We start from the raw sequence: 26228 nt of genomic DNA, 5'->3' as shown, positions 1-26228 counted from the left end.
AGGGGGATATACCGTGTCATCCGTTTTTTTGCGGGTTTTCCTTGGCCAGCAGCGCGGGCGTCGCAGGCAGTCGCTCAACCACGGCGAGCTTTTCCGGGCGCTGGGCGTCACGCCAGGCACGAAAGGCGCTCAGTTCGCCTTCCAGGGTCTTCATGACCCATGCCAGCACGGCAATGTCGTCGAGCATGCCGAACATGGGGATAAAGTCCGGAATGGCATCAATCGGGCTGAGGAAGTACATCAACCCCGCCACCACCGAGATCAGCGCCTTGGGGCTGATCGCCCGGTACTCGCCGCGCCAGTAGGCCAGGCACAGCGCCTGGAGCAACTTGAAGTCATCCTTGAGTTTGCCCAGGCGATTGCCCTGGCTGGAGCCCTTGGCCGCCACCGCGAACAGTAACGTCGGCAAACGTCCACGCCCTAGGAGACGCGCGGCCATGGGCAGGAAACGGGTGAAATTGAAGGGTGGTTTCATCTGTCACTCCAGTTCCAGGCGACATAAAAGGTTATCCACACAAATTGTGGATAACCTTGTGAACAGAGCCTATTTTCCGCGCTGAAAGCCACGTATTACAAGGCTTTCAGTCAGATCGGGCATTTTTTGCGCACTGAAAAAAAACCCAAGATTTCATTGACTTGGCGTTGATGTGCGGCTACCCGTACTCGAGTCTTATATCAGACTGTTACCTGCCACAGACGTTCGTTTGGATCTGCGCAGCTCCCCCATTTAGAACGATGCCCCCCAGAAACAACAACGCCCCGTCTAGACGGGGCGTTGTATGTTCAGGCGCCGATTACTTCTTGGCGGCTGGTGCTGCAGGTGCTTCTGCTTTAGCTGGATCCTTGATGGCCAGCAGCTCCAGGTCGAATACCAGCACGGAGTTGGCTGGGATCGCTGGGCTTGGGCTTTGTGCGCCGTAGGCCAGGTCCGAAGGGATGTACAGCTCGACCTTCTCGCCGACGTGCATCAGTTGCAGGCCTTCGACCCAACCTGGGATCACGCCGCTGACCGGCAGGTCAATCGGGCTACCGCGATCCACGGAGCTGTCAAAGGTGGTGCCGTTGGTGAGTTTGCCGGTGTAGTGCACAGTCACCACGTCAGTCGGCTTAGGCTGTGCGCCATCGGCTTTCTTGATGATCTTGTACTGCAGACCGGAAGCGGTGGTGACGACGCCGTCTTTCTTGGCGTTGTCTTCGAGGAATTTCTTGCCGGCGGCTGCCGACTCTTCGCTCATCTTGGTCATGCGTTCTTCAGCACGCTTTTGCAGTGCGGCAAACGCTTCAACCAGCTCGTCGTCTTTGAGCTTCTGCTCTTTTTTGCCGACAGCATCTTCGATGCCTTGGGCTACTGCTTTGGAATCCAGGTCATCCATGCCTTCTTGGGCAAGGCTTTTGCCCATGTTCAGGCCGATGCCGTAGGAAGCTTTCTGCGCCGGGGTTTTCAGCTCTACGCTGGTCTGCGAATCACAACCCGCAAGTACCAGGCTAACCAGGGCCACCGCCGCCGCCAACCGATGCTGTTTCATGCTATTTCCTTGTTCATGCGCCAATAGGGCATTCGAATAAAGTCGCGAGCTTATCAGGCGGCCACGACCAATGGCTACCGGCATGTGAGCAGGAAACTTCTGATAAGTTCACGTGTTTAAAAGCATTTTCATTCATGATGGGGGCCCGCGAAGGATCGTGGGGCCGCCTGCTACCAGGCTCATGGCCACTTGCCGCCCTTGTGGCGTAGTGGCATAACAACGCGACACCTCGACAAGGCCGAGACAAGGATAGCCATCTTGCGCATTTTTTCCCGTGTTTTACTCCTGATATTAATAGCACTGGGCCTGATCCTGGCCGTGGTGCTTTATTACACCATCAACCCCAAGCTGCCGGACTATGTGCCCGTGGAGCAGGTGCACTACCAGGAACAATGGAGTGCCGCCGACCGCCAGACCTACTACTTCACGCCCCAGGGCACCCAGGTAAAAGGCCTGCACTACGACTGGTTCACTGCCCTGGAATTGCCGTTTTCCGAGCAGCGCTTTGCCACGCCAGCGTATTTGGCCCGCTTCGGTTTCCTGGTCGACCCCAAGCAACTGCCCACGGCGCAAAACCCCGGCAACCTGCCCGTGGGTTTCGCCCGGCACAAAAACGCCGGCAGCAACGTCGAGTACCTGGATATCACCTGCGCCGCCTGCCACACCGGCGAACTGCATTACAAAAACCAAGCCCTGCGGATCGACGGCGGTTCCGCCCAGCACGTGCTGCCCTCCAGCGTGCCGACCTTGCGCGGCGGCAGTTTCGGCCAGGCCCTGGTCGCGAGCCTGGCGGCCACCTATTACAACCCATGGAAGTTCGAACGCTTTGCCCGCCAGGTGCTGAAAGATCGCTACGACGCCGAGCACAAACAACTGCGCCAAGACTTCAAGCAGTCGCTGAACAAATTCCTCAAGGTGGCCTGGAACGATACCCACCGTGGCCTCTACCCCACTGAAGAAGGTCCCGGCCGCACGGACGCCTTTGGCCGCATTGCCAACGCCAGCTTTGGCGACGCCATTTCTCCCGACAACTATCGCGTCGCCAATGCGCCGGTGGACTACCCGCAGTTGTGGGATATCTGGACCTTCGACTGGGTGCAATGGAACGGCTCGGCCCAACAGCCCATGGCACGCAACATCGGCGAAGCGCTGGGTGTCGGCGCGACCCTGACCTTTTTCGACGACGCCGGCCAACCGCTCCAGGGCGATGCGCGCTACCCTTCCAGCGTAAGGGTGCGCGACCTCAACCTGATCGAAGAAACCCTGCAACGCCTCAAGGCCCCGACCTGGCCCGAGAATCTGTTCGGCACCATTGATAAGCCGCTCGCCGCCCAAGGCCGCGCACTGTTCGCCGAAAACTGCGCCGGCTGCCATGTGCCCAGCGTTACCCAGGAAAACGGCCGTCCTGTGCAACAGCTGAAAATGCTGCCAGTGGCCTACATCGGCACCGACCCCGGCACTGCCAGCAACATCGCCGATCAGCGCTACGACCTCAGCGCCCTGCAATGGGACCTGGCGGAACTGGCCAAACTCAACGTCGAACTGCACCCCACGCCGACCGAGCCACTGGACCTGAAAAAAATGTCCGTGGCCAAGGGCCTCGCCTACGTCACCGCTTTCGTCGAAGAACATGCCTACCGCGCCGCCGGCGTGACCCCGGACGAGCGCCCGCGCCTGGACGGCTACGGCCTGCCCATTGGCGTGCGTGAACTGCGAGCTTATAAGGCGCGACCATTGGCAGGCGTCTGGGCGACACCGCCGTTCCTGCATAACGGTTCGGTGCCGACGATCTATCAGTTGCTCTCGCCCCAGGACGAGCGCAGCACCACCTTCTATAAAGGCACCTTCAACTACGACCCGCGCCACCTCGGCTTTGAGACCGGTGCGTTCAAGAATGCCTTTCTGTTCGACACCAAAATCACCGGCAACCACAACAGCGGTCACGAATTCCGTGCCGGCAGTCGTGGCAATGGCGTGATCGGCCGTGGCCTGCTACCGCAGGAACGCTGGGCGCTGCTGGAATACCTCAAAGTACTGGGCGGCCCGCTGGAGCAACAACTGCCATGATGATTCGATCCCCCTACGACCGACCTTCCCTGCTCGCCCGCCTATGGCTGCGCATCGGCGCGTTTCTGGGCAAGACCCTGCTGTGGCTGGTGGGCCTCGGCCTGCTCGGCTGGCTGGCCGCTACCGCCTGGTACGCCTGGCAACACAGCGGCCCGGTGTCGCCGAATGAGCAGATTCCGCCGGGCGAAGCAGCGATGACCCAAGGCATTATCCAGACGGCCGTGCGCATCGTTGACCAGCACCGCGAAGGCACGCGCTACCTGCGCGATGCCCATGCCAAGGCCCATGGTTGCGTCAAGGCCGAAGTCAGCGTGTTGGCCGATCTCGACCCGGCGCTGCGCCAGGGCGTGTTCGCCGAGCCGGGCAAGACCTGGCAGGCGATGATGCGACTGTCCAACGGCAACGCCTACCCACAGTTCGACAGCATCCGGGATGCGCGGGGCATGGCACTCAAGCTGCTGGACGTGCCGGGCAAACAACTGCTGGCCGATCAACAGGCACGCACGGAACAGGACTTCGTGATGTTCAGCCACCCGAACTTCTTTGTCAGCGATGTAGCGGAGTATGCGCAGAACATCGGCGCACAAGCGGACGGCAAGAAAGTCCTGGCGTTCTTCCCCAAGGCAGACCCGCGGACCTGGCAGGTGCGCCACCTGTTTATCGCCCTGGCGACCCTGGCCCCCGCACCGGCCAGCCCGACGCAAACGACGTACTTTTCGGTCTCGCCCTACAAGTTCGGGGCGGCCAACGCCAAGTTCCGCGTCGCGCCCGACCCGCTCAGCTGCCCGGAATATCAACTGCCCAAGCAAAACCAGGACTTGCCGAACTTCCTGCGCAGCGCCTTGAGCCAGCAGTTGTCCACCGACCGCATACCTGCGTGTTTCGTGCTGCAGATCCAGCGGCAGAACCCGCAGACTTTCATGCCCATCGAAGACACCAGCATCGAATGGAAGGAGAGCGATGCGCCCTATGAAACGGTGGCCAAGGTGCGCATCCCGGCGCAGGATTTCGATACACCCGAGCAGAACCTGGCGTGCGACAACCAATCGTTCAACCCCTGGTTTGGTGTAGCGGAACACCGCCCTATCGGCGGTATCAACCGCTTGCGCAAGGCGGTGTACGAAGCGGTCAGCGATTACCGCCACAGCCGCAACGCCCCGTAAAGAATGCATAACATCAGGCCCGACGGCGTAAGGATTGCGTCGGGTCTATTGAGCCCTTATCACCCCTGCCTCTACCGTGAGCACCTACCCCATCACCCGTAGGAAGTCACCGTGGAAAGCTCAACCCTCGGCATGATCGTACTCACCCTGATCGCCGTGTTCGGCACCGCTTCTTTTTGCTTCGAACACTTGGCGACGCGCCAGACCAAAAAGAAAAATACCGGCCAGCACTGACACTCAGTCAGCGAGTCCAGCCTCTGCGGTACGTGCCTGCAACCATTGACGAAAACTGCGCACCGCCGCGGGCGGATTGCGATGATGCGGCTGCATCAGGTGCAGGCGGCCGCGACTGTGCATGCTGTGGGGCAAGGCCATTTGCAGGCGTCCGGACTCAAGGTCAGTCTCCAGCAAGCGCTTCCACCCCAGGGCGACGCCGTGCCCCATCACCGCCGATTGCATCAACAATTGATAGCTGTTGGTGCGCAACGCATGGCGCGGAGAGTAGTAGTCGGCACCGGCGTCGGCGAACCAGTCGGCCCAGGTCAGCCAATCGTGGTGGTGGTCCTCGACGATCAGCAAGGTGTGAGCGTGCAACAAGTGGTGCAGGTCGCGAATTGGGCCGTGGCGCTCAAGGTAGCCGGGACTGCACACGGTGATGACCTGCTCGCTGTCGAACACCGGTGACAGCTCAAGGCCGTGGGGCGCGGCCAGTTCATCCAAGTGATAGAACAAACCAAGGTCATATTCGCTGACATCCAAGTGGCTGGGGCTTTCGCTGCACAGGATGCGGATATCCAGGTCCGGATGGTCGCGCTGGAACTGCGGCAACAGGCCGGCAAGCCAGATAGAACTGATGGTGGGCGTGCTGGCCAGGGTCAACTGGCGATCGGCACCACGCCTGCGCAACTCGGCGGACTCGCGATCAAGCTCACGCAACAGGCGTTGGACGGTACGGAAGTAACGTACCCCGGCAGGGGTCAGGCTCAAGCCTTGGGCCAGCCGATAAAACAGCGGACGGGCCAAGTCTTCTTCGAGGCGTTTGACCTGGCGGCTAACCGCGCTTTGGGTCAGGTTCAGTTCATGGGCCGCCTGGGTAAAGCTCAAATGGCGTGCGGCCGCTTCGAACGTCTGCAGGCAGTTGAGGGGCGGAAGATCGACATTTCGGCGCGACATGAGCAAGTCCATTGGCAATGACGGGCCCAGGTTACCCCAGGCCCGCAGAGATCACGTTGACAGGCATCCTGCCACTTGCCTGCTTACAGTGCGACCCTGGCCACGCGCTTACTCCATTGTCGACGATGTTCCAGTTGGCCATTTTCCCAGGCGGTCTGCTCCGCTTCGATGTAGAACCACTCGGCATCGGCGTGCACGCTCAAGTGGCTTTCCACCTCCACGGCCCACTGGTCGCGGCCGACACAGTAGTGCCATTCGATGTCGGCCCGCGTCGACAGCGGATCCCAGGGCAAGGTGCGGTATTGCTCGGTGCAACGCTGGTCCACTGACAAGCCATGGTCGGTAAAACGCACCGAACCCAGGTCGTCTTCAATCTTCACACAGACTTCGCCACTGCCCACGTCTTCGATCAGTGTGCGTTTCGGCGCGGCACCGCGTAAGACTTCCATCGCTACCGGTGTAGCCGACTGCGGCGCTTCGAACGGGCACTCCACCGCCTCGCCTGTAAACACCGGCAGTTGCAGGCTTTGCAAGCCTGGCAGCAACGTCAAAGTGGTCAGCTCGCGGCTCGGCCACAGCAACGGGAAACTCGCCGTGCTGAGCGCCAGGCGCAAACGGTAGCCGGCAGGCAGGCGCATGCCGATGTGGTCGAGGTTCAACTGCACATCCATCGGTTGACCTGGGACGACAGGCGTTACCTGGGAAAAGTCCTCACGCAGTGTGAGATTAAGCACGCCGTAGCTGATTTGCGTGACCTGCCCATCCGGCGCTATCGCATTCAGCCTGGCGACCAATTGACCACAGGATGTGTCACTTGCCAGACGTAACTTAAGCCGTGCATCGCCGAGCAACGACAGCGGCTCGTTCAGCGGCTGCGAGTCGAAGCACAGCGACTGGGCGTCATCGCGACGTTGATCCGTCGGGCCATCGGGGCCAAACCAGATAGCGCAGTACTCGCCCTGGTGCAGGCCGGTGGTCAGCGGCGAACAAATGCTGCGCGGCGCCGCCAAAGGTTGTGCACCCGTACTCAGGCCATGTTCACCCAGGCTGAAATCCGTCCATTGCACTTGCGAGTCGGGCCAGCCCGCCGTCTGCACCCAGATCCCCGGCCGCTCGGCATAACTGCCCTTCGGCGGCAGAATATCCTGTAAGTAAAAGGTGCAGGATGCGTCATCCATCACCCCGTTATCGATGCCCTTGAGCCAGTGATCCCACCAGCGCTTGGCTTCTTGCAGGAAGCCGATGGCCGGGTTGGGCACGGCAAAATGCGGGTACTTGTGAATCCACGGTCCGATCATGGCCTTCTTCGGGCCGGGCAGGTTTTGCATCAGGCGCGAAACGGTGTTGCGATAGGCATCGCCCCAGCCGCCCACCGCATACACGGCCGCCTTGATCTTCGCGTAGTCCTCGCACACCGAGCCGTGGCGCCAGTAGTCATCGCGGGTCTGGTGTTGCAGCCAGGTTTCGGCGAGCAGCGGCATGGCGTCCAGGCGTTGGTGCCAGAGGTCTTTCCAGTCGTCGCCGACCAGCAAGGGATCAGGCACCGCTGCGCTGAAGTTGAGCATGGTGGCGGCCCAGCCGAAGTTTTCCATCAACAGGTTGCCGCCCTTGTAGTGGATGTCGTCGGCATAACGGTCATCGGTGGAGCACAAGGTGATGATCGCCTTCAATGCCTCGGGCTGGCGCGCCGCGACTTGCAAGCCATTGAAGCCGCCCCAGGAGATGCCCATCATGCCGACATTGCCGTCGCACCAGGGTTGCCGGCACAGCCAGTCGATCACTTCAAGGGCGTCTTCCTGTTCCTGCAGCAGGTACTCATCGGCCATCAAGCCTTGGGACTCACCGTTGCCGCGCATATCCACCCGCACACACACATAGCCCTGCCCCGCCATCCACGGGTGGGTCAGCGCATCGCGCACGGCGGTGCCGTCGCGCTTGCGGTACGGCAGGTATTCCAGGATCGCCGGAAAGGTCTGCAGGCCGGCGACTTCCGGCAACCAGATGCGTGCGGCCAGCTGGGTGCCGTCCTTCAAGGGGATCAGGCAGTGCTCGATTTCGCGCACGGTGTAAGCAAATTCAGTGACGATTTCCATCAGTAACTCCAACAGCGGTTCAATCGATCAGCGGGCGAAATCCGGCGCCGGGCTGGCGCTGTGCAGTTCCGTTGCGGGGGTCCGCTGATGGCGTTTCACATCCAGCAATGCGGGATTTTTCAACCAGAAGATCAGTGAGGTGCTGGCCAGCAACACCAGGAGCATCCCCGGCAGACCGCCGAGGTTGGAGAGCATCTTCACCCCGTCGATGCCGACGAATGAGACCATCACCCACGATACCGAGCCGATGATCACGCCCCAGACGATCTTCAACGCTGGGTTGCCATCCAGGTCGGAATCGGCGGTTACGCCTTTGCTGCACAGGTTGGCGATCACATCGGTGCTGGAGTCGGCGGCGGTGACAAAGGAGATGAACGCCACGAACAGCAGGAACGCGATCATCAGACCGCTGGCCGGCAACTGCTGGAACATCTGGTACAGCACGTGTTCCACGCCCTGCTCGTTCAGCACACGGTTGAGGCTGCCGTCGCCCAGCGCATCGAAGTACAGACTGGTGCCGGAAAAGATGCAGATCCACACCGCCGTGAACAACGCCGGGTAGAGCATGTTGATGTGGATGAATTCACGCACCGTGTAGCCACGCCCGATCTTGCCGAGGAACAACGCACTGACCGGCGCCCAGGCAAACCACACCGACCAGTAGAACACCGTCCAACTGTGTGGCCAGGTGTCGCCACTGGCGGCGCCGGTGAACAGGCTGCGGCTGAAGAAGGTGTCGAGGTACACGCCGAGGGACTCGACGCCAAGGCTGAACATGTACAGGGTCGGCCCGCACAACAGCACGAACAGCCCCAGGGCGAGCATGATCCAAGTATTGAACGAGGACAGCATCACGATCCCTTTCTGCAGGCCGCTGGCGGCCGAGGCGACAAAGGTAATAACGATGATCGCGATGATGATAGCCAGGCGCAACGGTGTGGTTTCACCGCCGATGTACTGAGCCAGGCCCCCGGCCAAGGTCAGCGCGCCGGTACCCAGGGACGAGGCCATGCCGGCCACCAGGGCGAACATCGCCAGGGTGTCGATCAGCCCTGCATAGCGCTTGACCCGCGCTTCACCGAGCAACGGTTCAAGCATGGCGCCGATGGAGAAATTGCTGCGTCGGTTGTAGAACACCAACGCAAACACCAGCGAGGGCACCAGGTAGATGGCGTAGGGGGTGATGGTCCAGTGCAGGAACATCGTCGACATGGCAAAGGTCTTCGCCGCCGAACTACCCGCCTCGATCGGCAGGCTGGTGGGCGGGCCATACAGATGATAGAGCGGTTCGGCCGTGGTCCAGAACAGCACGCCCACCGCGAGGGTGGTGCACAGCGCCACCATGAACCAGCGCCATTTGCTCAGCAACGGCTGGGCGTCTTCGCCGCCGATTCGCACCTTGCCCAGCGCGGAGAAGTAGACGATCGCGGTTAGCACCACCATGGCAAACGAGCCGGCACTGAACAGCCATGAGAAGTTTTTCAGGATCAGGTTGTTGAGCTGTTTACTGACCGCAAGGAATGCATTCAGGTCGATGTAGCTGGCGATCACCGCCGCCAGCAGGATCAGGAACGTTGGCCAGAACACCAACGGACGCAGTGGATATTTCATAGAGAGCCGTTCCCCTTGCAGACTATTTTTATGTTGGAGAGCGAGCCCCCGCAGCATCCTGCTGCCGGTCACTCGCCTGGAAGTCTTCGCGTGGCTATAGATAAACGGTTAAGCGGCCGAGGGCGCAATCAACCAATGTGCATGGGGGTATTCCCCCACGTCATGGCGCACCCACACAGTTCAGGGCGAATAGGCAGTGCACAATGGCAGAGCGCGGAGAGGATAAAACGCAGACGAAAAAAAGCCCGCTCGATGAGCGGGCTTCTTATGGTGACCTGGCGTTCAGTGTTCCAGGTTACCGAATATGGCGCAGCGGACGGGACTCGAACCCGCGACCCCCGGCGTGACAGGCCGGTATTCTAACCGACTGAACTACCGCTGCGCGTAACACTTGAAGCGAATGGTGGGTGATGACGGGATCGAACCGCCGACATTCTGCTTGTAAGGCAGACGCTCTCCCAGCTGAGCTAATCACCCTTCACTTTCGGTGTGGGCGGCATCATACACCAAAAATCCGCAATGTCTTGATTTAAATGCAATTTATTTGAAATATTTTCTCAGCTACGAGAAACCCCAGCAAAAACGGGCTTCTACGTCGTCAAATGCGAGTCTGTTGCGCTTACCCGCTGCCTGGCCGCCCTATGAGATACCATTCTCGATAATGCTTGAGCCACGCCGATTCTGTGGATGAACCGCGCACCTTCAGGGTGACTACACGCGGGGATGTCTAATCGCCCAATAAAAACGCCGCCGGTCATCGGAAATGATCGGCGGCGTTTTTTGGCTTTTTGCAAACCCCAGACAGCAAAAAGCCCGCTCATTGAGCGGGCTTCTTGTGGTGACCTGGCGTTCAGTGTTCCAGGTTACCGAATATGGCGCAGCGGACGGGACTCGAACCCGCGACCCCCGGCGTGACAGGCCGGTATTCTAACCGACTGAACTACCGCTGCGCGTAACACATGAAGCGAATGGTGGGTGATGACGGGATCGAACCGCCGACATTCTGCTTGTAAGGCAGACGCTCTCCCAGCTGAGCTAATCACCCTTCGTTTCGGTGTGGCGCGCATTCTACGGAGCGACCTTAAGTCTGGCAAGCACTTTCTGAAATCTTTTTTTTGATAGCTTCCAATGGCTTAGGCAGGGTTGGCCTGGGACGTTATCAAGAGAATAATGCCCCCCTTTGTATAAAGGAGAGACTCACCCCATGTGGTTCAAGAACCTGCTTATCTATCGCCTGACCCAAGATCTGCCTGTTGATGCCGAGGCGTTGGAAGCGGCCATGGCCACCAAACTGGCGCGCCCTTGCGCAAGCCAGGAATTGACCACTTATGGTTTCGTCGCGCCGTTTGGTAAAGGTGAAGACGCTCCCCTGGTTCACGTCAGCGGCGACTTCCTGCTGATCGCCGCGCGCAAGGAAGAACGTATCCTGCCGGGCAGCGTGGTGCGTGATGCACTCAAGGAAAAGGTCGAAGAGATCGAAGCCGAGCAGATGCGCAAGGTCTATAAAAAGGAACGCGACCAGATCAAGGATGAAATCATCCAGGCCTTCCTGCCACGCGCCTTTATCCGTCGCTCGTCGACCTTCGCCGCCATTGCGCCGAAACAGGGCCTGATCCTGGTCAACTCGGCCAGCCCGAAACGCGCCGAAGACCTGCTGTCGACCCTGCGTGAAGTGATCGGCACCCTGCCGGTTCGTCCACTCACGGTTAAAACCGCGCCAACCGCGATCATGACCGATTGGGTCACCACCCAAAAGCCGGCCGATGACTTCTTCGTCCTTGACGAATGCGAGCTGCGTGACACCCACGAAGACGGCGGGATCGTGCGCTGCAAGCGCCAGGACCTGACCGGCGAAGAGATCCAACTCCACCTGACCACCGGCAAAGTCGTGACCCAACTGTCCCTGGCCTGGCAGGACAAGCTGTCCTTCATGCTCGACGACAAGATGACCGTCAAGCGCCTGAAGTTCGAAGACCTGCTGCAGGACCAGGCGGAACAGGACGGCGGCGACGAAGCCCTGGGCCAGCTGGATGCGAGTTTTACCCTGATGATGCTGACGTTTGGGGACTTCATCCCCGCGCTGGTCGAAGCACTCGGCGGTGAAGAGACCCCACAGGGCATCTAACGCCTTGTGAAGATCAAACTGTGGGAGCGGGCTTGCTCGCGAATGCGGTGGATCAGTCAACATATTCAGCGACTGACACACCGCATTCGCGAGCAAGCCCGCTCCCACATTTGATTGGGTTCCCAGGCAGACATCAGCATTACCGAACCTAACTGACAACAAGGACACCCCCATGCGCGCACTCGCCGCCTTGAGCCGCTTCGTCGGTAATACCTTCGCCTACTGGGTGTTGGTTTTCGCCGTCGTCGCCTTCTTCGAACCCAGCTGGTTCATCGGCCTGAAAAGCGCCATCGTTCCGTTGTTGGGCCTGGTGATGTTCGGCATGGGGCTGACCCTCAAGATTGATGACTTCGCCGAAGTCGCCCGCCATCCGTGGCGCGTGGCCTTGGGCGTGGTCGCGCACTTTGTCATCATGCCCGGCATGGCCTGGTTGCTGTGCCAGGCCTTCCACCTGCCGCCGGAAATCGCCGTCGGCGTGATCCTGGTCGGTTGCTGCCCGAGCGGGACTTCGTCCAACGTGATGACTTGGTTGGCCCGTGGCGACCTGGCGTTGTCGGTCGCCATCGCCGCCGTCACCACCCTCCTCGCCCCGCTCCTCACCCCGGCGCTGATCTGGCTGCTGGCGTCGGCCTGGCTGCCGGTGTCGTTCATGGAGTTGTTCTGGTCGATCCTGCAAGTGGTGCTGCTGCCGATCGTGCTCGGTGTACTGGCGCAACGCGTGCTCGGTGAGCGGGTGCGCCATGCAGTGGATGTGTTGCCGCTGGTGTCGGTGGTGAGCATTGTGATCATCGTCGCAGCGGTGGTTGCGGCGAGTCAGGCGAAGATTGCCGAGTCGGGCCTGTTGATCATGGCGGTGGTGATGTTGCACAACAGCTTCGGTTACCTGCTGGGTTACTTCACCGGCCGGGTGTTCCAGTTGCCGCTGGCACAGCGCAAGTCGCTGGCGCTCGAAGTCGGCATGCAGAACTCAGGACTGGGCGCCGCCTTGGCCAGCGCCCATTTTTCGCCATTGGCGGCGGTGCCGAGTGCACTGTTCAGCGTCTGGCACAATATTTCCGGGGCGTTGCTGTCCACCTACTTCCGCCGCATGAGCGAAAAGGAAGACCGCCGCGTGCTGGAGAACACCCCGCAAACTTGATCAGCCGAGCACTTTTCGGCACTCTACCGAGCTTCGCGGGGACGACCCCGCGACGCTTCCAGCGCCTAATCCGGGGACGACCCCACCTAACGTTAGGAGGTCATCATGTCCTGGATCATTCTGTTTTTCGCGGGTCTGTTTGAAGTCGGCTGGGCCGTCGGCCTGAAGTACACCGACGGTTTCAGCAAACCGCTGCCGACTGCGTTGACGATTGCCGCCATGGCCGTCAGCCTCGGCCTGCTGGGCCTGGCCATGAAAGAATTGCCGCTGGGCACGGCCTACGCCATCTGGACCGGCGTAGGTGCCGTGGGCACCGTGATTGCCGGGATCATCCTGTTTGGGGAGTCCATGGCGTTGTTCCGGTTGGCCAGCGTGGCGCTGATCATTTGCGGGCTCATTGGGCTCAAGATCAGCACCTGATCCATTACCGCTGTCGAACCGCCGCTCCCACACCAGACCGCGTTCGCTAGAACAACGCGGCCTGGTGTGGGAGCTGGCTTGCCTGCGAAGAGGCCAGTAACCCAGCCCACAACTACCTGACACTCCCCCGCAACTCCCCCACCCGTTCCTGCAACTGCGCAGGCGTCGCGGCCTCTACCGCCACCGGCTCACCGGCCACCAACACCACCCGCGACCAGATGCGATGGAAGAAGCCCTTGTTCGGATCGCGGCTGAAGAAACTCCCCCACAACCCCTGCAACGCCATCGGAATCACCGGCACCGCCGTCTCTTCCAGAATCCGCGTCACACCACCGCGAAACTCGTTCATCTCGCCATCGGCGGTCAGCTTGCCCTCGGGAAAGATGCACACCAACTCGCCTTCCTTCAGGTACTGCGCAATGCGTTTGAAGGCCTTTTCGTAGATCTGGATGTCTTCGTGACGGCCGGCAATCGGAATCGCCCCGGCGGTGCGGAAGATGAAATTCAGCACCGGCAAACGGTAGATCTTGTAGTACATGACAAAGCGAATCGGCCGACGTACCGCGCCGCCGATCAACAGTGCATCGACAAACGACACGTGGTTGCACACCAGTAACGCCGCGCCTTCATCCGGGATCGCCTCCAGGTTGCGATGCTCCACCCGGTACATGGAATGGCTGAGCAGCCAGATCATGAAACGCATGGTGAACTCGGGAACGATCTTGAAGATGTAGGTGTTGACCGCGATGTTGAGCAGCGACACCACCAGGAACAACTCGGGGATCGACAGCTTGGCCACGCTCAGCAACAGGATCGACACGATGGCCGAGACCACCATGAACAGTGCGTTGAGGATGTTGTTGGCCGCGATCACCCGCGCGCGCTCGTTCTCGGCGGTACGCGACTGGATCAGTGCGTACAGTGGCACGATATAGAAGCCGCCAAACACGCCCAGGCCAAGGATATCGAACAACACCCACCAGGCCTGGCCGTAGCTGAGCACGGCGAGCCAGTCGTTGGCCTGCACGTTCTGCGGGAAGCCGCCGGAGTGCCACCACAGCAGCAGGCCAAACACCGTCAGGCCGAATGAACCGAACGGCACCAGGCCGATTTCTACCTTACGCCCGGAGAGTTTTTCGCAGAGCATCGAGCCGAGCGCGATGCCCACCGAAAATACGGTGAGGATCAGCGTCACCACGGTTTCGTCGCCGTACAACCATTCCTTGGCGTAGGCGGGAATTTGCGTGAGGTAGATCGCGCCGACAAACCAGAACCACGAGTTACCGACGATCGAACGCGAAACCGCGGGCGTCTGCCCCAGGCCCAAACGCAAGGTGGCCCAGGATTCGCTGAAAATGTTCCAGTTCAGACGCAACCCAGGGGTCGACGCCGCTGCCCTTGGGATACTGCGGCTGGCCAGATAGCCCAGCACCGCCACGCCGACGATCGCCACTGACACCACCGGCGCGTAATGGGTGGACGACATCATGATCCCGGCGCCAATGGTGCCGGCCAGGATCGCCAGGAACGTGCCCATCTCCACCAGGCCATTACCGCCCACCAATTCATCATCGTGCAAAGCCTGGGGCATGATCGAGTACTTCACCGGCCCGAACAGCGCCGAGTGGGTGCCCATGGCGAACAGCGCCAGCAGCATCATTTCCAAGTGGTTGGTGAGGAAGCCCGTCGCCCCCACGGCCATGATCACGATCTCGCCAATCTTGATCGCGCGAATCAAGGCGTCTTTGTTGAATTTCTCGCCAAACTGCCCGGCCAGCGCCGAGAACAGGAAGAACGGCAGGATAAACAGCAAGGCGCAGAGGTTGACCCAGATAGAGCGGTCACCGTCGATGGTGAGCTTGTAGAGAATGGCGAGGATCAGCGATTGCTTGAAGATGTTGTCATTGAACGCGCCCAGCAACTGGGTGATGAAAAACGGCAGGAAACGCCGTGTGCGCAGCAAAGTGAATTGCGAGGGGTGGCTCATCGTCCGTGTTCCTGCGTGGCCTGTTTTTTTGTAGAAACATTCAGGCCACGACTTTACCTAATCCGGCTTACTTATTCGCTAGTCCTGCAATGCACGGCGAAACAAAAAGCTCACCTTTATAAGCACCCTGCACCGTGCGCTTGGCCACGATCAACCACATCAGCGCCAACGCGACCACCAGCACACTGCCGAATACGCTGAAGAAACGCAGGTGCAACAGGCTCGCCAGCTTCAACGTGGCCAGGGCGTAGACCCCCAACGGAAAGGTGAAGCCCCACCACCCCAGATTGAACGGAATACCAGCGCGCAGGTAACGCAGGGTGATCAATACCGCGATCAGCATCCACCACAGGCCGAAGCCCCACAGCGTAATCCCCGCGACCACGCCGAGACCGTTGGCCATCTCACCGACGCCCGGTAAACCATTGGCCGCGAAGATCGCCGGCGCATCGCCCCCCAGCAGCAACATACCCAAGGCACCGGTGCCGATGGGCCCCAACGCCAGCCAGCTCGACGCGGCCATATTGGCGTGAGGCAGCTTATGCAGGGCCATGCGCAACATCAGGATAGTGAGGATGCTGAACGCCACCGGCAGGGAAAACGCCCACAGCACGTAGCTGGTCACCAGCATCACCAGCTGTGAATGGGCGTCCGCGATGTGCGGTGCCAGCAGCCCACCGCTGGCGGCGGCGACTTCGGCGGCCACCACGGGTAGCAGCCAGACGGCCGTCATCTGGTCGATGCTGTGTTCCTGGCGGGTGAACATCATGAACGGGATCAACACGCCGCAGGCCAGGGCCATGGCGACATCCAGCCACCATAGCGCTTCAGCCAGGGGGATCACGTCGCTGCCCCACCGCGGCAGGCCGAACAACAGCAGGCCGTTGAGAATGGTCGCGAGCCCCATGGGGATGGTGCCGAAGAACATCGACACCGTGGAGTGCCCGAATATCCGCCGCGCCTCATCGAAAAACATCACCCAACGGGCCGCGTACAACACGCTGAACAGCACAAACAAGCCGATGGTGAAAAACCACAGCGCTTCGGCAATCGCGTGCAAGCCAGGCACATCGGCCGGCAATTGGGCCAAGGCCAGCGCCAGCACGCCGGTGCCCATGGTGGCAGCAAACCAGTTGGGGGTGAATTGGCGGATCACTTCCCGTGGACGGGTCAAGTGACTGAAGGGTTTGTAGCTGATGGTATTCGAGCAGGTCATGATGGCAATCCTCTTCCTCGCATGAGGTTGAGACCATGGTAGAACCTGATCGAATATCTATATAACGGGTAATATCTCTATCTGTTATCTACTTTACCAATATAGGAGTCAAACGCTGCCTTCGCTTTCGATCACCAGGATGCGCGCCGGGCCTTGGGGATGTGCCACGTGCTCGGTGCCGACGCTGGCGTAGAAGATGTCGCCGACGGCCAACTCCGCCACCTGCTCGAAGCCATTGTCGCGATAGTGCATCTGCACCCGGCCATCCAGCACCACAAACACTTCTTCGCCGTCATTGATGTGCCAGCGGTACGGCTGGTCGGTCCAGTGCAGGCGCGTGGTGATGCCGTTCATGTTGGCGATGTCCAGCGCCTCCCAGGCCCGGCTGCCGGTGAAGTCCTTGCTGCGGATGATCTTCATGCTTGAATCTCAATCAGGCGATGCGGAAGGCGATTATTACTCATCAGCCGCCTGTCGTCGCCCTGGCGCGCGCCGAATCCTGCAACAGCAGGCCGACCAGTGCGCCGAGGGCCAGCAGGATGAGTACCGCGCCGTAGCCGTCAGTGGTGACGATCAGACCAAAGCGGCGAATCAGGTTGCCCGCCAGCAAAGACGGCAGGCAGAACGCCAGGTAACTCAGCACATAGAACGCCGACATCAAACCCGCGCGCTCATGGGGCAAGGCCAGCGGCACAACACTGCGCAGGGCACCGAGGAAGCCCGCACCAAAACCGCTGCCGGCGATCAGGGTGGCGATGAAAAACAGCAGCACGCTGGCGCTGTGCACGGCCGTGAGGATCAGCGCCGCACCCACTGCCAGCAAGCCGGCCCCCAGGCGCAGCACTTTGTCGGCTGGGCGATTGCGCAGCGTGAAGATCATCAATGCGCCGCTCACGGTCAACACCGCCACCAGGCCGCCACCGATCAGGTTGGAGGTCGAACCGGTGGCGGTTCGTACCAGTGACGGCGCCAGGGACAGGTAGAACCCGCCCATCGCCCACACCGCCACATCCACCGGCAGCGACAACCACAAGGCCCGGCGCGCTTGGGGCGGTACGTGCAAGGTCGGGCGCAGCGAAGCCAGTGCGCCAGGGATACGGCTGACGCTTTCCGGCAGGCGCCATACGTAAACGGCCTGCAGCAGCATCAGCACGAACAGCGTGCAGTAGATCAACTGGGTCGGCAGCGGCGCGAACTCCACCAGCAGACTGCTGCCCATCGCACCGCAGGCCATGCCCAGCAACGGCGCTACGCTGTTGACCAGTGGGCCTTGCTGGCGATCCGTGTCCAGCAGTGCCGCGCCCAGTACGGCAGTGGCCATGCCCGTAGCAAAGCCCTGCAGCGTACGCGCGGCAATCAACCAGGCCACGCTGCCTTCATTGATAAACAGCAGCATCGCCAGCATGTTCAAGATCAACGCGGTAAAAATCACCGGCTTGCGCCCCAGATGGTCCGACAGTGAGCCAACAGTCAGAAGCGCCACCAGGAGACTCAGCGCATAGACGCCAAAGATCAGCGTGAGCATGCCTGCGGAAAAATGCAGGCCCTCCTGATACAGGTGATACAACGGCGTCGGCGCACTGGAGGCGGCGAGAAACGTCAGCAAGGTGATCGCGAGGAACACCAGGCTGGAACGCTGAGAAATCGGGTTGGACATACGCACGCTCCGCTAAAGCTAATATTTTGCTTTTGTGCAGTGTGCTACCAGGCCAGGCTTAAAGCAAATTCTTTGTGTTAAGGTCACAATCATGGCGATAAAAGAAGGCCTCCGCCCGGGGGGCCGTAGTGCCCGGGTACAAGAATCCGTCCATTCAGCCGTGCGTGAACTGCTGGAAGCCCATGAGCGCTCCAGCGTCACTGTGCCGATGATCGCTGCGCGCGCGGGGGTTACGCCCTCGACCATCTACCGGCGTTGGGGCGATCTTTCTGTGCTACTGGCGGATGTGGCGTTGGCGCGGATGCGCCCGGACAGCGAGCCGGCGAATACCGGCAGCCTGCGCGGTGACCTGCAGGCCTGGGCCGAGCAGTATCTGGATGAGATGAGTTCGGAGCCTGGACGGAACATGATGCGGGATGTGCAGTGCAGCCAGACGCCAGGCTATTGCGTGAGCATCCTGAGCGGGCAGTTTCAGGCGATTGTCGATCGCTATCCGGACAGCAGCCCGCCGAGCGTGGATCACCTGATCAATCTGCTGGCGGCGCCAACGGTGTTTCGTATTCTATTCTCGACCACGCCGCTGACGGTTGAAGAGCTGCATAGGCTGATCGAACTGGCACTGAAGGTCTGAAGCCCTTACACAAAACCAAATGTGGGAGCGGGCTTGCTCGCGAAGGTGGTGGATCAGTCAGTACATTCTGTAACTGACATACCGCCTTCGCGAGCAAGCCCGCTCCCACATTTTTGACCGCGTTCAGGTCAGCGCTTACGTGCGCATCCCGCGTCCGCTCACCAGTAACTTCGCGCAACCGATATACAGCACAACGGTCGCCACCAACATGAACGTGATCGCCACGCTGATCTTGATGTCCGACACCCCCAGGATGCCGTAGCGGAAGGCGTTGACCATGTGCAGCACCGGGTTGGCCAACGACACGGTCTGCCAGAACGGCGGCAGCAAGCTGATGGAGTAGAACACCCCGCCCAGGTAGGTCAGCGGCGTCAGCACGAAGGTCGGAATAATCGAAATATCATCGAAGTTGCGTGCAAACACGGCGTTGATGAAACCCAGCAGCGAGAAGATCGTCGCCGTCAGTACCACCACCAGAATGGTGACCCCGAGGTGATGCACCTGCAGGTGGGTGAAGAACAGCGACAACAGGGTGACGATCACGCCCACCATCAACCCACGCAGCACACCGCCGAGGGTGTAGCCGATCAGGATGGTATGGGGCGACACCGGCGACACCATCAGTTCTTCGATGGAGCGCTGAAACTTGCTGCCGAAGAAACTGGAGACCACGTTACCGTAGGAGTTGGTGATCACCGACATCATGATCAGGCCCGGCACGATGTACTCCATGTAAGTGAAGCCACCCATGTCGCCAATCTGGCGGCCGATCAGGTTACCGAAGATCACGAAGTACAGGACCATGGTGATCGCCGGCGGCAGCAGGGTCTGCGGCCAGATCCGGGTAAAGCGCTTCACTTCGCGATAGACGATGGTTTGCAGCGCGACGAGGTTGGGTTGCAGTTCGGAACTCATACCGCCACCTTCGCCAGATTTTTCTCCACCAGGGACACGAACAACTCCTCAAGGCGATTGGTTTTGTTACGCAGGCTCAGCACTTCGATGTTCTGGGTTGCCAACTGCGTGAACAACGCGGTGATGCCCATGGCCTTGTCCACCTGCACTTCCAGGGTGTGGCTGTCCACCAGGCGGCTCGGGTAGCCGAGCAGTTGCGGCGGCGCCGACAAGTTGTTTTTCAGATCGAGCAAAAAGGTTTCCACATGCAACTGACCCAGCAGGTTTCGCATGCTGGTGTTTTCGACGATGGTGCCGTGGTCGATGATGCCGATGTTGCGGCACAGCTGCTCAGCCTCTTCCAGATAGTGGGTGGTGAGGATGATGGTGATGCCCTTCTCGTTCAGCTCGGTGAGAAAAGTCCACATCGAGCGACGCAGTTCGATGTCCACGCCGGCAGTAGGCTCGTCGAGGATCAGCAGACGCGGCTCGTGCACCAATGCGCGGGCGATCATCAGCCGGCGTTTCATGCCGCCGGACAGCGAACGCGACGGCACATCGCGCTTGTCCCACAGGCCCAGTTGGGTCAGGTACTGCTCGGCGCGTTCCTTGGCGACTTTCGCCGGGATGCCGTAGTAGCCGGCCTGGGTCACGACGATGTCGAAGGTCTTTTCGAACTGGTTGAAGTTGAATTCCTGGGGCACCACGCCGATGGAACGCTTGAGCGCCGCCGGGGATTTGTCCAGGTCATGGCCGAAGATATTCACCGTGCCGCTGGTCTTGTTGACCAGGGTCGAGAGGATACCGATGGTGGTGGATTTGCCGGCGCCATTGGGGCCGAGCAAGGCGAAGAAGTCACCTTCGGCAACGTCCAGATCGATACCACTCAGGGCCTGGAAACCGTTGCCGTAGGTTTTGGTTAGCTGCCGGATGGACAGAGCGGAACTCATATCGGATTACGCACCAAAGAAGGGAATAGAAAGAGTAGATGAGGGCGCAGCCCAGGTAGTTCAACGGCGGCGCATGACAAGCATGGTGCTTGCCCGCGCCGCACAAGTACAGTCACCTGTATTAATAGTCAGTATTAAGTCAACGCGGTCATGACCGCTTTGCGGTAAGCCGGACGCTGCTGCAGGCGCGCATACCAGGCCTCTAGATGGGGCATTGCGGGCCGTTCGATGGGCATTTCGAACCAGGCGTAGATAAAGCTGCCCAACGGGATATCGCCCATGCCGATCTCGTTGCCCGACAGATACGGCTGTGTAGCAAGCGCTTCATCAACGGTTTTGAGCACATCGATACAGGCCTGGCGACCGGCGTGGATAGTGTCCCAGTTCTGTTTTTCCGCCGGGGTGCGCAGCACGCCCCAGAACACGATCTTGAACGGTTCGGCAAAGGTCGACGTGGTCCAGTCCATCCATTTTTCCGCGTTGGCGCGGGCTTTCACGTCTGTCGGATACCAGCGGCAAGCCTGCTTGGCGCAGAGGTAGCGCACGATGGTGTTGGACTCCCACAGCACGAAGTCACCGTCTTCGATCATCGGCACCCGGCCGTTGGGGTTCAACGCCCGGTATTGCGGCGTGTCGACCACACCAAAAGCCCCGCCCGCATCAATTGCTTCATAGTCCAGGCCGAGTTCCTCGGCGCACCACAGTGCCTTCCTGACGTTTGATGAATTTTTACGACCCCAGATTTTCAGCATGACCGCGCCTTTGTTGTTGATGAACATGGCTAGATGAAGGCAGCAGCATACGCCGGTTCACACGCGGCTCAAATCGCTCTGCATGTCGCCCAGTAACGGCGGCATATCCTCGGCAAACAGATGGGGGTAACACGCTTGGATGTGGGCGAAGAAGAAGGCCTCGGGCACGTCAGGAAATTGCCCGTGGTCGACCACGTACTCCATCGATCGCTGGCCTTGGCGATTGAACGCGTGGAAGACGCTGTCGTGGAGGCCGTCGAAATCCAACGGCGGTACATCGAACACATCGCACAGTTGCTGGTTGAACGCCGGCGTGGCCTTGACCCAACGATCGTTGAGGTAAAGCTCGGTATAACCGTGCATGGCAAATACATCACTCTTGAGCAACGCGATCAGGCGTGGCGTCGACAAATGATTGCGCACATCCGCCAGGCCGATGCGCGCCGGAATGCCGCAATGGCGGGCGCAGGCGGCGAGCAAGGTGGCCTTGGGCACGCAATAACTTTCGCCGGTGGACAGGGCGAAGCTGGCATTTAATGTGTCTGGATCGCGGCTGAAGGTATAGGGGTTATAGCGAATCGCCTCACGCACGGCGTAATAGAGGCTGACTGCCTGGTCACTAAAATCCCTACGGGTTCCACGGTGTTTTTCGGCGAACTCCACCACCGCAGGGTGGTCACTATCGATGAAGCGGCTGGGACTCAGGTAGGTATCCATGAGCTTTATCTCCGAAGGAAGCCTGGAGTCTAACCACAGGCCTGTCTTGGAGATAACGACGAATCGGCCAAATCTCGTTACACCCTGATCACCCCGCTTGTTCGGATGCCGACTAAGCTCCCTGGTGGTTTCGCCCCTGTTTTCACGGAGGATTGAATATGCTGTTGTTGTGGATACTGGTGCTGGTGGTCGGCATTGCCTACCTCGCACACCGCCGCGTCGCGCCCTTGCCCGCCCTGGGCGTGGTCGCCGTCTACCTGCTGGCGATGGGCGCCTGGAGCCATGCACCGGGTTGGCTGCTGCTGATCTTCTGGGTGTTGATCGCCTTGGTGGCCGCTCCCCTGCTGCTGCCCGACCTGCGCCGCCAATACTTCACCAAGCCACTGTTCAGCTGGTTCCAGAAAGTCCTGCCGCCGATGTCCGAGACCGAGCGCGATGCCATCGACGCCGGCACCGTCTGGTGGGACGGCGAACTGTTCAGCGGTCGCCCGGACTGGGACAAGTTGCTGGCCTACCCCAAGGCGCAACTGACCGAAGAAGAACAGGCGTTTATCGATGGCCCCACCGAAGAACTCTGTGCCATGGTCAGCGACTGGGAAATCGGCCAGGCCATGGACCTGCCGCCCGCGGCCTGGGAACACATCAAGACCCACGGTTTCTTCGCCCTGATCATTCCCAAGGAATATGGCGGCAAGGGCTTCTCCGCCTATGCCCACTCCCAGGTCGCGATGAAGCTCGCCACCCGCAGCGGTGACCTGGCATCGACCGTGATGGTGCCCAACTCTCTCGGCCCGGCCGAACTGCTGCTGCACTACGGCACCGAAGAACAGCGCAACCACTACCTGCCGCGCCTGGCCCGTGGCGATGACATCCCCTGCTTCGCATTGACTGGCCCACTGGCCGGCTCCGACGCGGGCGCGATGCCGGACACTGGCGTGATCTGCAAAGGTGAATGGGAAGGCAAGGAAACACTCGGCCTGCGCCTGAACTGGGAAAAACGCTACATTACCCTCGGCCCGGTTGCGACCTTGCTCGGCCTGGCCTTCAAGGCCCACGACCCGGACCATCTGCTGGGTGAAGAGGAAGACTTGGGCATCAGCCTGGCGCTGATCCCCACCGACACCCCCGGCGTGGAAATCGGCCGTCGCCACCTGCCTTTGGGCGCCGCCTTCATGAACGGCCCCAACGCCGGCAAGGATGTGTTCATCCCCCTGGAATTCCTGATCGGTGGCCAGGAAATGCTCGGCAAAGGCTGGATGATGTTGATGAACTGCCTCTCGGTGGGCCGTTCGATCTCCCTGCCCGCCGTGGGTACCGGCGCGGCCAAGTTCACCAGCCTGGTGACCGGCCAATACGCCCAGGTGCGCGAGCAATTCAATGTGCCGCTGTCGGCCTTCGAGGGTATCCAGGAAGCCCTTGCGCGTATCGGCGGCAACGCCTGGCTGATGGACAGCGCACGCATGCTCACCGCCAATGCCGTCGACCTGGGGGAAAAACCCTCGGTGCTGTCGGCGATCCTCAAGTACCACCTCACCGAACGCGGCCGCGAGTGCATCAGCCACGCCATGGACGTGCACGGTGGCAAGGGCATCATCATGGGACCGAACAACTACCTGGGCCGCAACTGGCAAGGCGCGCCGATCTTCATCACCGTAGAAGGCGCGAATATCCTGTCGCGCAACCTGATGATCTTCGGCCAGGGCGCGATCCGCTGCCATCCGTTCGTGCTCAAGGAAATGGCTCTGGCCGGTCGCGACGACCATGACCAGGCATTGAAGGAGTTCGATGGGCTGTTGATGCAACACATCGGTTTTGCCGTGAGCAACGCCGCCAGTACCTTGGTGTTGAACCTCGGGGTGGGGCATTTCGAGAAGGCGCCGGGCAATCGTTTGAGCCAGGGCTACTTCCGTGCACTCAACCGCCAGGCTGCCGCATTCGCGCTGCTGGCTGACCTGAGCATGATGCTGCTGGGTGGCGAGTTGAAGCGTCGCGAACGCTTGTCGGCACGCCTGGGTGATGTACTGAGCCATATGTACCTGGCGTCGGCCGCACTCAAGCGTTATCACGACCTGGATTCGCCGGATCACCTGGAACCGCTGTTTGCCTGGGCCATGGAAGAAAGCCTCGGCGAATCTGAACGTGCGCTGGATGAACTGCTGAGCAATTTCCCGAACAAGGTGCTGGGCTGCCTGCTGCGCGTGATCGTGTTCCCGTTCGGCCGTCGCCATACCGGGCCGTCGGATGCGCTGGATGCCGAAGTGGCTGCGGTGATCGGCCGTGCCAAGGGCGACCCGACCCTGGAAGAGTTGCTGGCCGGCTGCTACCGACCGCAATCGGCGGAAGATCCGGTAGGCGCCTTGCAACATGCCTACGACCTGCTCGACGCCAGCCATCCGCTGCAGAAGAAACTGCACATGGCGCTCAAGAGCGGGCAGGTCAAGCCGACTGCCGGGGAACACGCCATCGACGCCGCGCTGCACGCAGGCGTGTTGCAGCCGGCCGAAGCGCACACCTTGCGTGAGGCGGAAGCGGCACGGCGCAAGGTGATCGACGTGGACGATTTCAGCAAGGAAGAGCTGACCCAGGCTGAGGGTAAAGTCCGCTGATCCCAGTGGTCATATAAATACGGGCGCGAGAGCTATATACTCTCGCGCCCGTTTTTGCTTTAGAGGACTTATCTCGTGTCCAACGTCGTTGCCGATCATCTCGTCTTGCTCGACCACCTGCGCAGCATCCTGGTTGCCGTCGGCGAAGCCGAACAGGTGCCCGAGGAAAGCCATTCACTGTTCCTGGAGCGCTTCGACGAATTGCGCGCCCTGCTGCCGATCGACCCGATCGAAAGCCAGTACCTGGGCCAGGACCTGATGAGCCAGGTCATCCTGCGTTACCCGCAGATTGCCCACTTGGTGCCGCGCGACCTGCTGTGGTTCTTTGGCGGTGACTGCCTGCACTTCATGCCCGACGAAGAACTGGACCTGTACCAGGCGCTGGAAGAACGTCGCTTCGAAGCCGAACAGAACGACGAACCGTTCGACTGGAACCAGGAAAAGCAGCTACTGGCCATGCCGGACGACCAGAGCAAGCACTGATCAGCGACCTGGAATGGGCCGACGCAACGTCGGCTCCTTCGCCATGCACGCCACCAGATAATCGATAAATACCCGTAACTTCGGCGGCAGATACCGCGTGGGCGAATGCAGCAACCACGCCTCGCCATGGTAGGACGCAATAAAGTCCCACGCCGGCAACACCTGCACCAACCGCCCCTCCTCCAACGCGTGGCGCGCCGTGAAATACGGCAAGCTGGCGATACCCACATGCTGCAACACCGCATCCAGCCGAACTCCGGTGTGGTTCGCCGCGTAACGCCCGCGCACCGCAACCGTCACGGCCTTGCCAGCCTGGCGGAATTTCCAGCGTGAATCACCGGGTGTCTCCCCCAGGTAGATGCAACTGTGCGCCAGCAGATCATGGGGATGCCCCGGCGTACCGTGTGCGGCCAAGTACTGCGGCGTCGCGCACAGCAAATGCTCGATGGGCAACAACTGCCGACCCACCAACCCCGGCGGTGGGCTGTCGGTGATGCGGATGCTCAGGTCGACATTGTCATCGATCATGTCCACCTGGCGATCCTCCAGGATCAACTGCACATCCACCTTGGGATAACGCCGCAGGAATTCCGGCATATGCGGGTGCACCACAAACCGCCCCACCGCCTTGGGCACGCTGACTCGCACCAGCCCTTCGGCTTCATGGGTGAACTGGCCGCTGATCTCCATCACCGAGCGCGCCGCGCTGACCATCTCCTGGCAGCGCTTGAACACCTCCTCCCCGCCTTCGCTGAGGCGCAACTTTCGCGTGGTGCGCTGCAGCAAGCGCGTCGCCAGGGCCTTCTCCAGGCGAGAAATGCTGCGGCTCACCGAGGAAGGCGAAGCACCCAGCTGCCGGGCGGCCTCGGAGAAGCTGCCGGTTTCCACCACTTTGACGAAAATCGCCATTTCGCCCAGCAGCGGCAAAGGAAGATTGATGCTCATGGTGCACAGGTCCATTGATAATTGAATGGATTATCACCTATCCACGCACTATTTATACTGCCCGCAGAACCCTG

23 protein-coding genes and 4 tRNA genes are annotated in these 26228 nt (G+C 60.5%); 9 read left to right on the top strand and 18 right to left on the bottom strand.

Annotation, left to right across the window (positions count from 1 at the left end):
- Positions 1–16 precede the first annotated feature (16 nt).
- Both PF1751_RS09335 and PF1751_RS09330 read right to left on the bottom strand, forming a co-directional pair.
- Positions 17–475 (bottom strand): YkvA family protein, encoded by a 459-nt coding sequence (locus tag PF1751_RS09335; protein WP_010211619.1) that lies wholly within the window; start codon positions 473–475, stop codon positions 17–19.
- Positions 476–794: 319 nt separating this feature from the next.
- Positions 795–1526, bottom strand: a complete 732-nt coding sequence (locus PF1751_RS09330) for a BamJ family beta-barrel-assembly machinery protein (RefSeq protein WP_010211620.1) — start codon at positions 1524–1526, stop codon at positions 795–797.
- A gap of 258 nt (positions 1527–1784) precedes the next feature.
- Here PF1751_RS09330 and PF1751_RS09325 point away from each other — a divergent pair, with 258 nt between their 5' ends.
- The 3 genes from PF1751_RS09325 (at position 1785) to PF1751_RS29635 (ending at position 4990) form a co-directional block, all read left to right on the top strand.
- A complete protein-coding gene (locus PF1751_RS09325) occupies positions 1785–3593 on the top strand; it encodes a di-heme-cytochrome C peroxidase (protein ID WP_042572438.1) in 1809 nt (602 codons plus the stop codon).
- Positions 3590–4756 (top strand): catalase family protein, encoded by a 1167-nt coding sequence (locus tag PF1751_RS09320; RefSeq protein WP_044286921.1) that lies wholly within the window; start codon positions 3590–3592, stop codon positions 4754–4756. Before PF1751_RS09325 ends, PF1751_RS09320 begins: the two co-directional genes overlap by 4 nt.
- Positions 4757–4867: 111 nt before the next feature.
- Positions 4868–4990: a hypothetical protein gene (locus tag PF1751_RS29635; RefSeq protein WP_010211625.1), complete on the top strand. Its 123-nt coding sequence runs from the start codon at positions 4868–4870 to the stop codon at positions 4988–4990.
- 3 nt (positions 4991–4993) lie between these two features.
- On the opposite strand, the gene PF1751_RS09315 is transcribed toward PF1751_RS29635, so the two are convergent.
- The 7 genes from PF1751_RS09315 to PF1751_RS09285 form a co-directional block, all read right to left on the bottom strand.
- Positions 4994–5929: a LysR substrate-binding domain-containing protein gene (locus PF1751_RS09315; protein WP_010211627.1), complete on the bottom strand. Its 936-nt coding sequence runs from the start codon at positions 5927–5929 to the stop codon at positions 4994–4996.
- Positions 5930–6012: 83 nt separating this feature from the next.
- A complete protein-coding gene (locus PF1751_RS09310; protein WP_044286920.1) occupies positions 6013–8022 on the bottom strand; it encodes a CocE/NonD family hydrolase in 2010 nt (669 codons plus the stop codon).
- Between the two features lie 27 nt (positions 8023–8049).
- Positions 8050–9633, bottom strand: a complete 1584-nt coding sequence (locus tag PF1751_RS09305; protein WP_010211631.1) for a BCCT family transporter — start codon at positions 9631–9633, stop codon at positions 8050–8052.
- Positions 9634–9938: 305 nt separating this feature from the next.
- Positions 9939–10015: transfer RNA gene (locus PF1751_RS09300), tRNA-Asp, on the bottom strand.
- 19 nt (positions 10016–10034) lie between these two features.
- Positions 10035–10110: transfer RNA gene (locus tag PF1751_RS09295), tRNA-Val, on the bottom strand.
- 396 nt (positions 10111–10506) lie between these two features.
- Positions 10507–10583: transfer RNA gene (locus PF1751_RS09290), tRNA-Asp, on the bottom strand.
- 19 nt (positions 10584–10602) lie between these two features.
- Positions 10603–10678, bottom strand: a tRNA-Val gene (locus tag PF1751_RS09285).
- Between the two features lie 159 nt (positions 10679–10837).
- Here PF1751_RS09285 and rdgC point away from each other — a divergent pair.
- The 3 genes from rdgC to sugE all read left to right on the top strand — a co-directional run bounded on the left by rdgC (position 10838) and on the right by sugE (position 13316).
- Positions 10838–11758 carry a recombination-associated protein RdgC gene (gene rdgC, locus PF1751_RS09280; RefSeq protein WP_010211632.1) on the top strand — a complete coding sequence of 307 codons (921 nt, stop codon included), beginning with the start codon at positions 10838–10840 and terminating at the stop codon, positions 11756–11758.
- Between the two features lie 172 nt (positions 11759–11930).
- Positions 11931–12896, top strand: coding sequence for a bile acid:sodium symporter family protein (locus PF1751_RS09275; protein WP_044286919.1), 966 nt, complete (start codon positions 11931–11933; stop codon positions 12894–12896).
- A gap of 105 nt (positions 12897–13001) precedes the next feature.
- Positions 13002–13316: a quaternary ammonium compound efflux SMR transporter SugE gene (gene sugE, locus PF1751_RS09270; RefSeq protein WP_010211634.1), complete on the top strand. Its 315-nt coding sequence runs from the start codon at positions 13002–13004 to the stop codon at positions 13314–13316.
- 112 nt (positions 13317–13428) lie between these two features.
- Here the strand turns inward: sugE and PF1751_RS09265 are convergent, their stop codons facing one another.
- The 4 genes from PF1751_RS09265 to PF1751_RS09250 form a co-directional block, all read right to left on the bottom strand.
- Positions 13429–15303 (bottom strand): MFS transporter, encoded by a 1875-nt coding sequence (locus PF1751_RS09265; RefSeq protein ID WP_044286917.1) that lies wholly within the window; start codon positions 15301–15303, stop codon positions 13429–13431.
- A gap of 67 nt (positions 15304–15370) precedes the next feature.
- Positions 15371–16519 carry a TDT family transporter gene (locus PF1751_RS09260; protein WP_010211642.1) on the bottom strand — a complete coding sequence of 383 codons (1149 nt, stop codon included), beginning with the start codon at positions 16517–16519 and terminating at the stop codon, positions 15371–15373.
- A gap of 108 nt (positions 16520–16627) precedes the next feature.
- Positions 16628–16939: a cupin domain-containing protein gene (locus tag PF1751_RS09255; protein WP_044286915.1), complete on the bottom strand. Its 312-nt coding sequence runs from the start codon at positions 16937–16939 to the stop codon at positions 16628–16630.
- A 43-nt stretch (positions 16940–16982) separates the two neighbouring features.
- Entirely contained in the window at positions 16983–18176 is a 1194-nt protein-coding gene (locus tag PF1751_RS09250) for an MFS transporter (protein WP_044286914.1), read from the bottom strand.
- Positions 18177–18267: 91 nt separating this feature from the next.
- Between PF1751_RS09250 and PF1751_RS09245 the strand changes: the two genes are divergently transcribed.
- Positions 18268–18807, top strand: a complete 540-nt coding sequence (locus PF1751_RS09245; protein WP_021492115.1) for a TetR/AcrR family transcriptional regulator — start codon at positions 18268–18270, stop codon at positions 18805–18807.
- A 135-nt stretch (positions 18808–18942) separates the two neighbouring features.
- Here PF1751_RS09245 and PF1751_RS09240 read toward each other — a convergent pair whose 3' ends face one another.
- The 4 genes from PF1751_RS09240 to PF1751_RS09225 form a co-directional block, all read right to left on the bottom strand.
- Positions 18943–19722: an ABC transporter permease gene (locus PF1751_RS09240; protein ID WP_010211648.1), complete on the bottom strand. Its 780-nt coding sequence runs from the start codon at positions 19720–19722 to the stop codon at positions 18943–18945.
- Positions 19719–20651: an ABC transporter ATP-binding protein gene (locus tag PF1751_RS09235; protein ID WP_010211649.1), complete on the bottom strand. Its 933-nt coding sequence runs from the start codon at positions 20649–20651 to the stop codon at positions 19719–19721. The genes PF1751_RS09240 and PF1751_RS09235 overlap by 4 nt, the downstream gene beginning before the upstream one ends.
- Positions 20652–20785: 134 nt before the next feature.
- Positions 20786–21403, bottom strand: a complete 618-nt coding sequence (locus tag PF1751_RS09230; RefSeq protein WP_010211650.1) for a glutathione S-transferase family protein — start codon at positions 21401–21403, stop codon at positions 20786–20788.
- Between the two features lie 57 nt (positions 21404–21460).
- A complete protein-coding gene (locus PF1751_RS09225; RefSeq protein ID WP_010211651.1) occupies positions 21461–22120 on the bottom strand; it encodes a transglutaminase-like domain-containing protein in 660 nt (219 codons plus the stop codon).
- A 158-nt stretch (positions 22121–22278) separates the two neighbouring features.
- On the opposite strand from PF1751_RS09225, the gene PF1751_RS09220 reads away from it, so the two are divergent.
- Positions 22279–24726, top strand: a complete 2448-nt coding sequence (locus PF1751_RS09220; protein WP_044286912.1) for an acyl-CoA dehydrogenase — start codon at positions 22279–22281, stop codon at positions 24724–24726.
- A gap of 75 nt (positions 24727–24801) precedes the next feature.
- The gene (locus PF1751_RS09215) at positions 24802–25209 is read left to right on the top strand and encodes a PA2817 family protein (protein ID WP_010211653.1); all 408 of its coding nucleotides are present in this window, start codon (positions 24802–24804) and stop codon (positions 25207–25209) included.
- On the opposite strand, the gene PF1751_RS09210 is transcribed toward PF1751_RS09215, so the two are convergent.
- Positions 25210–26154 (bottom strand): LysR family transcriptional regulator, encoded by a 945-nt coding sequence (locus PF1751_RS09210; protein ID WP_010211654.1) that lies wholly within the window; start codon positions 26152–26154, stop codon positions 25210–25212.
- Positions 26155–26228: the final 74 nt, after the last annotated feature.

Source organism: Pseudomonas simiae, assembly GCF_000934565.1.
GTDB classification, from domain to species: Bacteria; Pseudomonadota; Gammaproteobacteria; order Pseudomonadales; family Pseudomonadaceae; genus Aquipseudomonas; species Aquipseudomonas simiae.
Note: the sequence above shows the minus strand (reverse complement) of the source record. Positions and strands in the feature narration are given on the sequence as shown.

Bases quoted from the DNA above. Each gene is read 5' to 3' on its own strand.
- PF1751_RS09320 (WP_044286921.1), top strand. From the start codon at position 3,590: ATGATGATTCGATCCCCCTACGACCGACCTTCCCTGCTCGCCCGCCTA.
- PF1751_RS09260 (WP_010211642.1), bottom strand. From the start codon at position 16,519: ATGACCTGCTCGAATACCATCAGCTACAAACCCTTCAGTCACTTGACC.
- PF1751_RS09225 (WP_010211651.1), bottom strand. From the start codon at position 22,120: ATGGATACCTACCTGAGTCCCAGCCGCTTCATCGATAGTGACCACCCT.
- PF1751_RS09265 (WP_044286917.1), bottom strand. From the start codon at position 15,303: ATGAGCCACCCCTCGCAATTCACTTTGCTGCGCACACGGCGTTTCCTG.
- PF1751_RS09245 (WP_021492115.1), top strand. From the start codon at position 18,268: ATGGCGATAAAAGAAGGCCTCCGCCCGGGGGGCCGTAGTGCCCGGGTA.
- PF1751_RS09335 (WP_010211619.1), bottom strand. From the start codon at position 475: ATGAAACCACCCTTCAATTTCACCCGTTTCCTGCCCATGGCCGCGCGT.
- rdgC (WP_010211632.1), top strand. From the start codon at position 10,838: ATGTGGTTCAAGAACCTGCTTATCTATCGCCTGACCCAAGATCTGCCT.
- PF1751_RS09275 (WP_044286919.1), top strand. From the start codon at position 11,931: ATGCGCGCACTCGCCGCCTTGAGCCGCTTCGTCGGTAATACCTTCGCC.
- PF1751_RS09230 (WP_010211650.1), bottom strand. From the start codon at position 21,403: ATGCTGAAAATCTGGGGTCGTAAAAATTCATCAAACGTCAGGAAGGCA.
- PF1751_RS09210 (WP_010211654.1), bottom strand. From the start codon at position 26,154: ATGAGCATCAATCTTCCTTTGCCGCTGCTGGGCGAAATGGCGATTTTC.
- sugE (WP_010211634.1), top strand. From the start codon at position 13,002: ATGTCCTGGATCATTCTGTTTTTCGCGGGTCTGTTTGAAGTCGGCTGG.
- PF1751_RS09240 (WP_010211648.1), bottom strand. From the start codon at position 19,722: ATGAGTTCCGAACTGCAACCCAACCTCGTCGCGCTGCAAACCATCGTC.
- PF1751_RS09255 (WP_044286915.1), bottom strand. From the start codon at position 16,939: ATGAAGATCATCCGCAGCAAGGACTTCACCGGCAGCCGGGCCTGGGAG.
- PF1751_RS09220 (WP_044286912.1), top strand. From the start codon at position 22,279: ATGCTGTTGTTGTGGATACTGGTGCTGGTGGTCGGCATTGCCTACCTC.
- PF1751_RS09330 (WP_010211620.1), bottom strand. From the start codon at position 1,526: ATGAAACAGCATCGGTTGGCGGCGGCGGTGGCCCTGGTTAGCCTGGTA.
- PF1751_RS09310 (WP_044286920.1), bottom strand. From the start codon at position 8,022: ATGGAAATCGTCACTGAATTTGCTTACACCGTGCGCGAAATCGAGCAC.
- PF1751_RS09235 (WP_010211649.1), bottom strand. From the start codon at position 20,651: ATGAGTTCCGCTCTGTCCATCCGGCAGCTAACCAAAACCTACGGCAAC.
- PF1751_RS09305 (WP_010211631.1), bottom strand. From the start codon at position 9,633: ATGAAATATCCACTGCGTCCGTTGGTGTTCTGGCCAACGTTCCTGATC.
- PF1751_RS09315 (WP_010211627.1), bottom strand. From the start codon at position 5,929: ATGTCGCGCCGAAATGTCGATCTTCCGCCCCTCAACTGCCTGCAGACG.
- PF1751_RS09250 (WP_044286914.1), bottom strand. From the start codon at position 18,176: ATGTCCAACCCGATTTCTCAGCGTTCCAGCCTGGTGTTCCTCGCGATC.